The organism is Micromonospora parva (assembly GCF_000718515.1).
GTDB lineage: Bacteria > Actinomycetota > Actinomycetes > Mycobacteriales > Micromonosporaceae > Micromonospora > Micromonospora parva.
Genome location: NZ_JNZS01000041.1, coordinates 1 through 12,645 on the forward strand (window position 1 = coordinate 1; position 12,645 = coordinate 12,645).

8 protein-coding genes are annotated in these 12,645 nt (G+C 73.3%); 5 read left to right on the forward strand and 3 right to left on the reverse strand.

All coding sequences use genetic code 11. From position 1 onward, the window contains the following. Positions 1-43 precede the first annotated feature (43 nt). The 3 genes from IF22_RS0131370 to IF22_RS0131380 all read right to left on the reverse strand — a co-directional run bounded on the left by IF22_RS0131370 (position 44) and on the right by IF22_RS0131380 (position 2,899). A complete protein-coding gene (locus IF22_RS0131370) occupies positions 44-1,021 on the reverse strand; it encodes a carbohydrate kinase family protein (protein WP_030337968.1) in 978 nt (325 codons plus the stop codon). Positions 1,022-1,221: 200 nt separating this feature from the next. Continuing rightward, positions 1,222-1,590 (reverse strand): iron-sulfur cluster insertion protein ErpA, encoded by a 369-nt coding sequence (gene erpA, locus IF22_RS0131375; protein WP_030337969.1) that lies wholly within the window; start codon positions 1,588-1,590, stop codon positions 1,222-1,224. Positions 1,591-1,759: 169 nt separating this feature from the next. Continuing rightward, complete coding sequence (locus tag IF22_RS0131380) at positions 1,760-2,899, reverse strand: glycerate kinase family protein (protein ID WP_030337970.1); 1,140 nt, start codon at positions 2,897-2,899, stop codon at positions 1,760-1,762. 68 nt (positions 2,900-2,967) lie between these two features. On the opposite strand from IF22_RS0131380, the gene nadA reads away from it, so the two are divergent. From nadA to IF22_RS36095, 5 genes are all read left to right on the forward strand, one after another. Then, positions 2,968-4,167: a quinolinate synthase NadA gene (gene nadA / locus IF22_RS0131385; RefSeq protein WP_030337971.1), complete on the forward strand. Its 1,200-nt coding sequence runs from the start codon at positions 2,968-2,970 to the stop codon at positions 4,165-4,167. A gap of 212 nt (positions 4,168-4,379) precedes the next feature. Continuing rightward, entirely contained in the window at positions 4,380-5,735 is a 1,356-nt protein-coding gene (murA, locus tag IF22_RS0131390) for a UDP-N-acetylglucosamine 1-carboxyvinyltransferase (protein WP_030337972.1), read from the forward strand. 72 nt (positions 5,736-5,807) lie between these two features. Then, the gene (locus IF22_RS0131395; RefSeq protein WP_030337973.1) at positions 5,808-6,401 is read left to right on the forward strand and encodes a DUF3043 domain-containing protein; all 594 of its coding nucleotides are present in this window, start codon (positions 5,808-5,810) and stop codon (positions 6,399-6,401) included. A 162-nt stretch (positions 6,402-6,563) separates the two neighbouring features. Beyond that, positions 6,564-7,124, forward strand: coding sequence for a helix-turn-helix domain-containing protein (locus IF22_RS0131400; protein WP_030337974.1), 561 nt, complete (start codon positions 6,564-6,566; stop codon positions 7,122-7,124). 384 nt (positions 7,125-7,508) lie between these two features. Then, complete coding sequence (locus IF22_RS36095; protein WP_245233794.1) at positions 7,509-12,635, forward strand: WG repeat-containing protein; 5,127 nt, start codon at positions 7,509-7,511, stop codon at positions 12,633-12,635. Positions 12,636-12,645 lie beyond the last annotated feature (10 nt).

Genomic DNA, 12,645 nt, shown 5'->3' on the forward strand with positions numbered 1-12,645 from the left:
GGGTAGGGCGGGGTAGGGCGGGGTAGGGCGGGGCGGCGGGGGGTTACGGGAGGAGGTGGGGGCGGATCTCGTCGGCTGCGGTGTCGCCGTAGGACTCGGCGAGGCGCTTGACGAACAGGTCGCGCCGGACGTCGTACTCCTGGGTGCCGACGGTTTCCAGGACCAGCGTGGCCAGCAGCGAGCCGACCTGGGCGGCGCGTTCCAGGCCAACGCCCCAGGAGAGCGCGGTGAAGAAGCCGGCCCGGAAGCCGTCGCCGACGCCGGTCGGGTCGACCGCCCGGATCTCCCGCGCGATCGGTACGTGGATCGGGTCGATGCCCCGCCCGGCGATCTCCACACCGTGCTTGCCGAGCGTGGTGACCCGTACCTTGACCAGGTCCAGCAGTTGGTCGTCGCTCAGCTGCGCCTTGCTCTGCAGCAGCGACTTCTCGTAGTCGTTGGTCATCAGGTACTCGGCGCCCTCGATCAGCGCCACCACGTCCTCGCCGCCCATCCGGGCGAGCTGCTGCGACGGGTCGGCGGCGAAGGCGTACCCGCGGGTGCGGCACTCGGCCGAGTGCCGCAGCATCGCCTCCGGGTCGTTGGCGCCGACCAGCACCAGATCCAGACCGTTGAGCCGTTCCGCGACCGGCGCCAGCTCGATGTTGCGGGCCTCGCTCATCGCACCGGCGTAGAACGACGCGATCTGGCACATGTCGGTGTCGGTGGTGCAGACGAAACGGGCGGTGTGCGCCACCTCGCTGACGTGCACCGAGTCGCAGTCCACGCCGTGGCGCTCCAGCCAGGAGCGGTAGTCGGCGAAGTCGGCGCCGACCGCGCCGAGCAGCACCGGGCGCAGGCCGAGCTGACCCATCCCGAAGGAGATGTTCGCCGCCACGCCACCGCGGCGGAGCACCAGGTCGTCCACCAGGAAGGAGAGGGACACCTTGTGCAGCTGATCGGCGATGAGCTGGTCGGCGAAGCGACCGGGGAAGCTCATCAGGTGATCGGTGGCGATCGAGCCGGTGACGGCGATCTTCATGTCAACCCTCGGGGTCGGGAGCAGGGCGCGGTCAGCCTACCGGCACGGCAACCCGATGGTCACCGCTCGGTCGGACAACGGCAACCAGCCCGCCACGGTCCCCTTCGGGACCGCTCCCAGACCGGTGCGACCCCCGACCGGTACGACGATGGGGCCGTTCCGGAGAACGGCCCCATCGTCGCTGGTGTGTGGGGTGTGACTCAGTTGAACGAGTCACCGCAGGCGCAGGAGCTGCCCGCGTTGGGGTTGTCGATGGTGAAGCCCTGGGCGTCGATCCGGTCGGCGAAGTCGATCGTCGCGCCGGAAAGGTACGGGGCGCTCATCCGGTCGACGACGACCTCGACACCACCGAAGTCGGTCACGACATCACCGTCGAGCGAACGCTCGTCGAAGAAAAGCTGGTACCGCAGGCCGGAGCAGCCGCCCGGCTGCACGGCGACGCGGAGCCGCAGGTCGTCGCGGCCCTCCTGCTCGATCAGGGCCTTGACCTTCTGCGCCGCGACGTCGGTGAGGACGACGGAAGTAGGGGCCTGGGCCTCGGTCGACTCGGTCTGCGCTGGCGTGGTCACGTGGAAGTCTCCCTGCGCGGTTTGGGTCCGGACGCACTGGCCAACGTCGCGCGCCGTCCAGTGATTCCCGGTTGTGGTCCTCCGCCGATCGTACGCCGCCTCGGCCGGGTGCACCCGCGTGGCGTGACGCCCACCGCAGGTGGACCCACTCGTCAGGCGGCCGGGGCGCTCAGCGGCTCCACTGCCGGGCCAGCCGGGCGCCCAGTTCGCGCAGCCCGTCCGCGGGTCGGCTGAGCGCGGCGTCGAGCCCGCCGCCCTCCTCGCCACCGAAGTGCTCGACCAGGCTGTACGCGTCGGTCACCCCGGCCGAGGCGGCCTCCCGCCGGCCGGTGCTCACCTGCCCGGCCACCACCACGCAGGGCACTCCCCGGTCGCGGGCGGCGCCGGCCACCCCGGCGACGACCTTGCCGCGCAGCGACTGGTGGTCGAACGACCCCTCACCGGTGACCACCAGGTCGACGGTGTCCAGTGCGGCGTCGAGCCGGGTGGCCCGGGTGACCAGGCCGATCCCCGACTCGCAGGTGCCGCCCAGGGCGAGCAGCGCCGCGCCGATCCCGCCGGCGGCCCCGCCTCCGGGCAGCGTGCCGAGCCCCGTCGGGCAACCGGCCAGGTCGCGTTCCAGCACCGCCGCGAAACGCTCCAGTGCCGCGTCGAGCAGCAGCACGTCACCGCGGTCGGCGCCCTTCTGCGGGCCGAACACGTTGCTGGCCCCGTGCAGGCCGAGCAGGGGGTTGTCCACGTCGGTGGCGGCGACCAGTCGGACGCCGCGCAGCCGGGGCGCGCCGTCCAGCGCGTCGACGGCGGCGAGCGCCGCCCCGCCGTACGGCAGCGCGGCACCGCCCGGGTCGAGCGGTGTCACGCCCAGCGCGGCGAGCATTCCGGCACCGGCGTCGTTGGTGCCGGAGCCGCCCAGCCCGATCACCACGGTGCGGGCACCACTCTCCACCGCTGCGGCCACCAACAGACCCAGCCCGTACGAGGTGGTGGTCTTCGGGTCGCGTTCGGCTGCCGAGAGCAGGTGCAGCCCGCACGCCTGCGCGCTCTCCAGATAGGCGGTCGCGCCGTCGGCGGTGAGCAGGATCTCACCGGCCGCCGGCCGGCCCAGCGGGTCGACCGTCGACACCGGCACCCGCCGACCGCCGAGGGCTTCGGCGAGCACCTCCACGAAGCCCGGCCCGCCGTCGGCGAGCGGCCGGATCAGCAGATCGTCTCCGTCGGTGACGGTGCGCCAACCGTCGGCGACGGCGGCGGCCACCTCCGGTGCGGACAGGGTGCCGGCGAACTTGTCCGGGCAGAGCAGCACGCGCATGCCGAGCAGTGTGGCAGCCCACACCGAGCGAAGCTGCGTCGCGCCCGCGCTGTGGGAGCATGGATGACGTGACTTCGACCTGGGTGGAACCCTCCAACACGGCGACGGCTCTGCTGCTGCTCGGCCGGGGCAGCGACCCCGACACCGAGCGCGGCGTCGAGTGTCCGGGCGACCTGCCGGCGCCCAGCGATCCGGATCTGGTGGCCCGGGCCACCGCCGCGAAGGCGAAGCTGGGCAGCAAGGTCTTCGTGCTGGGGCACCACTACCAGCGCGACGAGGTGATCCAGTTCGCCGACGTGACCGGTGACTCGTTCAAGCTGGCGCGGGAGGCCGCGGCCCGCCCGGACGCCGAGTACATCGTCTTCTGCGGCGTGCACTTCATGGCCGAGAGCGCCGACATCCTCACCACCGACAGCCAGCGGGTGATCCTGCCCGACCTGGCGGCGGGTTGCTCGATGGCGGACATGGCGGTCCTGGGTCAGGTGGAGGCCGCCTGGGACACGCTGACCGAGCTGGGCATCGCGGGTGACACCGTGCCGGTGACGTACATGAACTCGTCGGCCGACATCAAGGGTTTCGTGGGCCGCAACGGCGGGGTGGTCTGCACCTCGTCCAATGCCAAGCGCGCCCTGGACTGGGCCTTCGAGCAGGGGTCGAAGGTGCTCTTCCTGCCGGATCAGCACCTGGGCCGTAACACGGCGGTGCTGGAGATGGGCCTGTCGCTGGACGACTGCGTGCTCTACGACCCGCACAAGCCCGGTGGTGGGCTCACCCCGGAGCAGCTGCGCGACGCCAAGATGATCCTCTGGCGGGGGCACTGCTCGGTGCACGGCCGGTTCACGCTGGACAGCGTCAACGACGTGCGGGAGCGGGTGCCCGGGGTCAACGTCCTGGTCCACCCGGAGTGCCGGCACGAGGTGGTCACTGCCGCTGACTACGTCGGCTCCACCGAATACATCATCAAGACGATCGAGGCGGCTCCGGCCGGCTCGGCGTGGGCGCTCGGCACCGAGCTGAACCTGGTCCGCCGGCTCGCATTGGCGCACCCGGACAAGCAGATCATGTTCCTGGACAAGGCCGTCTGCTACTGCTCGACGATGAACCGGATCGACCTGCCGCACCTGGTCTGGGCCCTGGAGGAGCTGGTCGCGGGCCGGGTCGTCAACCAGATCACGGTGGACGCCGACACCGCGCACCACGCCCGGGTCGCGCTGGATCAGATGCTCGCCCTGCCTGGCGCGGACACTCCTCCGCCGGCGGTGCCCTGATCACGATCCGTAGCGTTCTTGGTACGCAAAAGTGCCGGATCACCGATTAATGCCACACACGCCGATGTGACCGAGTCCTTTTTCGTCACCGAGGGCTATGCTGCCCAAGCGACGACACACGCGGGCCGTTTGGATATGGCCGCATCCGGGGTAGCGACAACGTTCAGGCGCCCCACCATCAACACGGCAGCACCGACGCGCTGGAGGTTGCGTTGACCGACGACGTCCTGGTTGTGCACGGAGGCACTCCGCTCGAGGGGCGGATCCGCGTGCGCGGCGCGAAGAACCTGGTATCGAAGGCGATGGTCGCCGCGTTGCTCGGCGACAGCCCGAGTCGGCTGTTCGACGTGCCCAAGATCCGCGATGTCGAGGTGGTGCGAGGTCTGCTCGGCCTGCACGGCGTCAAGGTCACCGACGGCACCGAGGACGGCGAGCTGGTCTTCGACCCGGCGAACGTGGAGAGCGCGAGCACCGACCAGATCAACGTGCACGCCGGTTCCAGCCGGATTCCGATCCTGTTCTGCGGCCCGCTGCTGCACCGTCTCGGACACGCGTTCATCCCGGATCTCGGCGGCTGCCACATCGGCCCGCGCCCGATCGACTTCCACCTCCAGGCGCTGCGGGAGTTCGGCGCCACCGTCGACAAGCGGCCGGAGGGCTTGCACCTGTCCGCGCCGAACGGGCTGCACGGCACCAAGTTCGCCCTGCCGTACCCGAGCGTCGGCGCCACCGAGCAGGTGCTGCTGACCGCCGTGATGGCCGAGGGCGTCACCGAGCTGCGTAACGCCGCGGTGGAGCCGGAGATCATCGACCTGATCTGCATCCTGCAGAAGATGGGCGCGATCATCAAGGTCCACACCGACCGGGTGATCGAGATTCAGGGCGTGCCCAAGCTGCACGGCTACACCCACCGGCCGATCCCGGACCGGATCGAGGCGGCGAGCTGGGCGGCCGCCGCCCTGGCGACCCGTGGTCACGTCGAGGTGCTGGGCGCACAGCAGGCCGACATGATGACCTTCCTGAACATCTTCCGTTCGGTCGGCGGCGAGTACGAGGTCACCGACGCCCGCGCGCCGAAGCTGGGCGACCCCGGCCAGGAGGGCGGCATCCGCTTCTGGCACCCCGGCGGTGAGCTGAACGCGGTGGCGTTGGAGACCGACGTGCACCCCGGCTTCATGACCGACTGGCAGCAGCCGCTGGTCGTGGCGCTGACCCAGGCCCGCGGCCTGTCGATCGTCCACGAGACGGTCTACGAGCAGCGGCTCGGCTACACCGAGGCCCTGAACTCGATGGGTGCCAACATCCAGGTCTACCGGGACTGCCTCGGCGGCACCCCGTGCCGCTTCGGCCGGCGCAACTTCAAGCACTCCGCGGTGATCGCCGGGCCGAGCAAGCTGCACGCCGCCGACCTGGTCATCCCGGACCTGCGGGCCGGGTTCAGCCACCTGATCGCGGCGCTCGCGGCCGAGGGCACCTCCCGGGTGTACGGCGTCGACCTGATCAACCGAGGCTACGAGGACTTCGAGGCGAAGCTCGCCGACCTCGGCGCGCACGCCGAGCGTCCGTAAGTACCGACACACTCTTCACGCCCGGTGCACCGCGATGTGCACCGGGCGTGGACCGTTGGCTACCCTTGCCGCGTGCCGTCGCTCTTTCGCCGCAAGTCCACCGACCTCGTCGACGAGGCCGTCACCTCGGTGACCCCCGAGGAGACCGCCGAGCGTCCCCGGGGTTACACCCCGGCCAAGGGTCGGGAGACGCCCAAGCGGCCAACCGTCGGCCGCCGCCCGGCCGGTCCGAGCCGCCCCCTCACCAAGGAGGAGGAGCGGGAGCGTCGCCGCCAACTGCGCGCTGAGGCCGCAGCGGAGTTCCGCCGTGAGGGTGGCCCCCGCGACCGTGGCCCGGAACGGCTGCTGGCCCGCAACGTGGTCGACTCCCGGCGTACCGTCGGCACCTGGTTCTTCGGCGGCGCGCTGATCGTGCTGATCGGGTCGAACGCGGCCATGCCGGCGCCGGTCCGGTTGATCTCCAACCTGCTCTGGGGCGCGCTGGCGCTGGGCGTGGTCATCGACTCGGTGCTGATCTGCCGCAAGATCAGCAAGCTGATCCGGGAGCGCTTCCCGAAGTCCGACCAGCGGATGGGCTCGCTCTACCTCTACGCGGTCATGCGGTCGATCACCTTCCGCCGGATGCGCGCTCCGGCGCCCCAGGTCAAGCTGGGCGACAAGGTCTGACCCCGCCGCCCCAGCTCCGCGCGATATCGGCGAAACTGCCGCCTCAGACATCTTCGAGGCGGCAGTTTCGCCGTATCTGCGCGGATCCTGCGGTGCGTTCATCATGCTGAACGGGTTGCCGTTGTTCGCCAGAGCGAACGTTCGAACCCATGGAGCGAAGGCATGCCTCCGGAACCGGCTGCCCCGCTGGCCACCATCGCCGCCGCCCTGCGCCGGGAACGGGAACGGGTCGGCATCTCGCTCACCGAACTGGCCCGCCGGGCGGGGGTGGCCAAGTCCACCCTCTCCCAACTGGAGTCGGGCAGCGGCAACCCGAGCGTGGAGACACTCTGGTCCCTGGGCGTCGCCCTCGGCGTGCCGTTCAGCCGGCTGGTGGAGCCGGTGGACGACGTCGTACGGGTCATCCGGGCGGGAGACGGGTCGCACGTCCGCTCCGAGCAGGCCGACTTCAGCGGAACGCTGCTCAGTGCCGGTACGGCGCACCTGCGCCGAGACGTCTACCTGATCCGGCTGGAACCAGGGGCGATCCGAACCGGCCAGGGACACACCCCGCGCAGCATCGAGCACGTGGTGGTCGCCGCCGGTCGACTGCGGGTGGGGCCCGAGGGCGCCTCGGTCGAACTCGACCCCGGCGACTACGCCACGTTCCCCGGCGACGCCCCGCACCACTACGAGGCGCTCGCCGCCGGCACGTTCGCCGTCCTCATCATGGAACATCCCTGACCCGCTGCGGTGACTCCCGCCGGAGCCGGGTGGTCGTCGAGTGCGGTAGGGTCGGAGACCAGATTCGGTTATAGGCCCAAATGTCCGAAACCAATGGGATAACGTTTGCGCCGGTGGGCGGCGCCACAGTGGCGGTGAGCGAGCCCACGCCGTTACCCTCCATCCGCAGCCACGGCCTGCCGGAGCGGCGACCTGACCGGCTCGTGCGGCCCCAGCGCGACAATTTGCAACGAGGTGACAACGCGTGAGCGAGCGGACGCGAGCCGGCCACCGGGGCGTGGCAGGCGGCGACCGGACGCCCAGCGGTCACCCGGCGGCGGCTGCGGACAGCTCACTCCCGGCGAGGATCGGCCCGGCGGCCGGGTGTGGCGACGGGCTCGCCGGATGAACGGCCGCTACACCGACCGGTGGCCAGACCCGAACGAACCGGCCTGGGTGATCGAACCGACCACCGAGTGGCACCCCCAGTTTCCCGGCCAGCGCTACCCCGGCGACATCGGCATGCCGCACCAGCCGCCACCCCGTGGGCGGGCGACGGTGTCCGGCCGCGCCGAGGTGCCGCCGCTCGCGCCCACCCGCCCGGACGGCACCTACCTCGGCCGGTCGTGGTCCGACGAACCACCGGCGGAACAGCCACCCCACGGCCGGTCCTGGGTGGACGACGAGCCGGACGGGGCACCGGCCTACGGCCGACTCCGCGACGACGAGCGCTCGGCGTACGGGCGGCCCGACAGCACCGACTCCCGGCACTACGACCACGAGCCGTACCGTCGACCGCTGCCCGAGCCACCCCGCCGCGAGGAACGCCGCTCCCCCGAGTCGGACCGGCGCACCGCCTGGTCCGATCGACGCCCCGCCGACGAACGGGGACCCGCGCGGGAAGCCGCCTGGCACCGCGACCAGCCCACCCCGGAGCGGTACGACAGCCGCCGCCCCCGGCAGGAGCCCACCGAGCGGGACCGTGGCTACCGGGGCACACCGCCGGTCTCCCCGGCGCCCCGGCCCGAACCCGGCTGGGTGCCCGAGCCGGACGACGCGCCACGTCGACGCGGCACACCGGAGCGACCGGCGGCCGGCTACGAACGACACCCCGGCGACGGGTACGGCGTCCGACCCACCCGTGACCACGACGGCCGCAGCGCCGACGCTGTCGACCCGTGGGCACCCGTGGACGGCCGCCCCCGCTACCGCGCCGACGGGTACCCGGACCGGGCCGCCGACGACCTGCGCCGCCCAGACTCGCGCTACCGCGCGGACGAGGGGATGGGCGCAGCTCCCGCAGCCAACGGTGGACGACGGCGTCGACCCGAGGCGGACCTGCCCGGCCAGTCCCGCCTCGACGACGACCGGCGTCGCCCCGACACCGACCCGCACTGGCAGCAGCCCCGTGAGGCGGCAGCACGCGCCGAGGCGTACCCGGACCGGCGACCCCGCGAACAGGCCCGCCCGGACGCGTACCCCGAGAACGGGTACCGCGAGAACGCGCCTCGTGAGGACGCGTACCGCGAGCCCCGGCCGCAGCCGGGCCAACGGTCGGGCGACAGTCTGCCCTGGCCACCGCCGGGTCCGGTGCGCCAGGACCGCAGCCCGGACCGGGCCCGCGAGCCGGGCCACCGCCCCGAGCCGCCCCGCACCGCAGACCCGCACCGCACGTCAGACCCGCACCGCACCGAGCCGCACCGTGGCCCGGAGCCGTACCGCACCACGGACCCGTACCGTGGCGCCGACCCGGGCGTCGCGTCGCGGCCGACCGCCCGGCCCGAACGGCCGCCGGCCACGCCGTCCCGACCCGACGACCGACCGGTACGGCCCGACGAGCGACCGGCGGCCGCCCCGGCGCGGCCCGACGAGCGAGGGGTACGTCCGGCCGCGACTGCGCCGCCCACGGCCGGCCGCGCCACGCCGGTCCCACCGGCCTCGCCGGAGCGACCGGTCTCGCCGGCACCCGTGTCCCCCGGTTGGGACCGGCCGGTCTCGCCGGCACCTGTCTCGCCCGGCTGGGACCGGCCGGCATCGCAGGCACCCGTGTCCCCCGGATCGGACCGGCCGGTCTCGCCGGCACCCGTCTCCCCCGCGCCCTCGGGTTGGAACCGGCCGGTGTCGGCCGCCCCGGTCTCCCCCGTCTTCCCGGACCGGCCGGTGTCGCCGGTACCCGTCGCCCCCGCGCCCCCCGGCCCGGAGCGACCGGTGTCCGCAGCCCCGGTGTCGCCGGGCCCGGTGTCCGCAGCTCCGGTGTCGCCCGCCGCCGACCTGCCCGTCTCGGGACCGCCCGCCGCCCGCCTGCGGCTGGAGTACCTGTCCGCGCCGGTGGAGCCGCCCGGCGCAGACGAGCGGTCCGATGGCCCGCCAGCACCCACACGCCGACCGCTGACCGAACCGCCGTCGACGGCCGGGGCGCGTCACACCCCGCCGCCGCGTTACCCCGGCCCGGACACCGGGGACCGCCCGGTGGACCAGCGGCGCGGCGAGGAGCCGGGACCGGATCACCGTCGGGTCGGCGACCCGCTGTTCGGCAACCCGCCAACCGACCGCCGCCCGGTCACGCCGGACCGTTCGCCGTCCACGGAGCGGCAGCACTCCGCCGATCGACCGGCCGCGCCGCAACACCCAGCCGCGCCGCAACACCCGTACCCGCCGCAGCGGCCGGACGCTCCGCAGCGCTCGTACCCGCCGGAGCGGGTGGCTCCGGTGGCGGACGCACGCCCGTCGGTCGCCCCGCCGCCCACCTGGCAGGCACCGGCGTCACCAGCGACCCGACCCACCCCGCGCCCGGACGACCCCACGCCGGTGGCGCCTGCTCCTGGTCCGGCAGCGTCCCCGGACGGCACTGTCCCGCAGCCGCCGGCGATGGACGTCGCGCCGGTGCTTCCGCCGGCCCCCGGTACGCCGCGCCGCTACGTACCCCCGCCACCCTCGGAAGAACCGGTCACGCCCGTTCGCGAACCGGACGACGTCGCGAGCGTCCGTGGGCCGGACGCGTGGTTCAGCCCGGCTCAGCCCGCCGATTCCTCGCCGGGTGCGTCGACGACCGACGAGCGGCAGTACGACCCGACCGACGATGAGTCGACGGCCGGCAGCCCCGACCTCTTCACGACAGCGGCCGCGTCGGACACGGAGGCGTCGACGCCGACGGCTGACACCCACCTGGACGTGACCGACGCCAGCGGGTCGACACCAGACGACGCCTTCGCCCCGGTCTCCGCGCCGCCCGCTGCCCCCGTCTCCGCGCCGCCCGCTGCCCCGGTCTCCGGTGCTCCCCGGCGCTGGCTGGACGACGACCCGCAGCCCGCGTTCGACACGGCACCTGTGGACGACGACCAACCCGTCTCCGGCGCACCGCTGCTCGCGATCCCCCACCAGCAGGACGAACGCGACCTCGCAGCCGAACCCGACGTCGACAAGCAGGCCTACACCGCTTCACCCAATGAGGACGCCAACCCGGTCGAGTACCACCCGACGGACGAACTCGCGCCACCCGACGAGCCGACCGACGCTGTCGACGCTCCGAGCGCGAGCCCGGAGGGAGGCCCGTACGTCGACGAGTGGCCGGCGGAAGCCGCGCCGCCCGTGACGGCTGCGAACGACCCGAACCCGCCCGTCTCGGCACCGCCGTTCTCGGCACCACCCGTCTCGGCACCGCCCGTCTCGATCACGCCGGTGTCCGCTCCCCCGGCACCGCCGGTATCGGCAGCGCCGGCAGCACCCGTCTCCGCGCCCCCAGCGTCCGCCGCGCCACAGGAACCCGTTTCCGCGCCACCCCTCGGCACAACGCCCGTCTCCGCGCCGCCTCTCGGCACAGCGCCCGTCTCCGCACCACCCACGCCGCCAGAGCCCCACTCCGCAGCGCCGGTATCCGCACCACCAACACCCGTGTCCGCACCACCCGCCCCGGCGGCGTCCGTGTCCGCACCGCCGGTGCCCGTCTCGGCGGCACCCGTCTCTGCGCCACCAGCCACAACGCCCGTTTCCGCGCCACCGGCCTCGGCGACACCGTCCGCCACGGCACCGGTCTCCGAGCCACCAGCGTCGGTGGAGCCGACGTCCGGACCACCCGCGTCGGTGGAGCCGACGTCCGGACCACCCGCGTCGGTGGAGCCGACGTCCGGGCCACCGGCCCCGGCCGTACCCGGCCCGAGGAGCGGCGCGGACGGGGAGAACGTGCCGGTGTCCGCGCCGCCTGCCGAGGCACCGCCGGTGGTGACCCGCCCGTCGCTGGCCGACCCGGGCGACCCGGAGCAGGTGCTGGCCGCGTACCGCTGGCGGCTGGATCCGGTGACCCTGCGCGAGGAACTGACCGAGCCGGACGACCTGCGGGCCATTCGGCGACGGCTGACCGAGAAGTTGGGCTCGGCGGTCGACAACCGCGCCCGGGCCCGGCTGCTCAGCCTGCGGGCGGTGGCCTCGCGGATTCTCGGCGAGCTGGACGACGCGCTGGCCGACGGCCGGCTCGCCCTCACCTACGCCGAGGCCACCGGCGAGCTGCGCCGGACCGCGCTGGCCCAGGCCCGGCTGGCCCACGTGTTGCGCTGGCGCGGCGACTTCCCCGAGGCGGACCAGCTCTTCGCCCAGGCCAACTCGGTCGAGTTGCCTGACCGGTTGCGGGCCGCGCTGCACGAGCACGCCGGGCGGTCGTGTTACGACCAGGGGCGGCTCATGGAGGCGTGCGAGCACTTCGAGAAGGCGCTGGACCTGCGTGGGGCCGGCGACGCCGAACTGCTGGAGCGGGTCCGGGTGGCCCTCGACGCGGTCACCGTCCGGGCCGAGGCTGATGGCTTCGGGCCGTACCCCCGGGGTCGGGACGAGGTCCTCGACCGGGACCGGCCCCCGTTGCCGGACCGGGACGGGCAGCTGTGGGGTTACACCAGCCAGGACGGCGAGGTGGTCATTCCCGCCCGGTACGCCGAGGCGCAGCCCTTCCACGACGGGTTGGCCTGGGTCCGCCGACCGGACAGCGACCGCTGGTCGTTGATCAACCTGCTCGGTACGACGGTGATCCCGCCGTCCTTCCGGGCCGCGCATCCGTTCAGCGACGGCCTGGCCTGGGTGGTCGGCGAGGGCGGTTGGACGGCGATCGACGCGACCGGGGCGGTGCAGGTCGCACCCAACTTCGCCGAGGTAAGACCATTCCGGCGTGGGCTGGCCGCGGTGCGGCGCGAGGGGTGGGGGGCGGTCGACCGGACCGGCCGGATCGTCGTGCCCACCCGTTACCACGGCTTCGTCACGGAGTTGGCCGACGGCCGGCAGGTCGACGGTTTCACCGATGAGGGGCTGGCCGTGGTCGACGTGGCGGGCCGGCGGGGTGTGGTGGACCGCACCGGCACGGTGCTGGTCCCGCCGGCGCACCCGATGCTGGTCATCCACCCGGTGGCGTTCCTGATCGAGAGTGGCAACGGGCGGTGGGGTGCGCTGGACCGGCGCGGCGTGCCGCTCATCGACCCGGTGTACGGCGATCGCGCCGAGGTGCTGGAGGAGATCGACCGACTACTCACCGACGCCAATCCGGTGCTCTGAGTCATCGGTC

Excerpts from the sequence above, each read along its gene's own strand:
- IF22_RS0131380 (WP_030337970.1), bottom strand. The coding sequence starts at position 2,899 with ATGCGCGTGCTGCTCTGCCCGGACAAGTTCGCCGGCACCCTGTCCGCA.
- IF22_RS0131370 (WP_030337968.1), bottom strand. The coding sequence starts at position 1,021 with ATGAAGATCGCCGTCACCGGCTCGATCGCCACCGATCACCTGATGAGC.
- IF22_RS36095 (WP_245233794.1), top strand. The coding sequence starts at position 7,509 with ATGAACGGCCGCTACACCGACCGGTGGCCAGACCCGAACGAACCGGCC.
- IF22_RS0131400 (WP_030337974.1), top strand. The coding sequence starts at position 6,564 with ATGCCTCCGGAACCGGCTGCCCCGCTGGCCACCATCGCCGCCGCCCTG.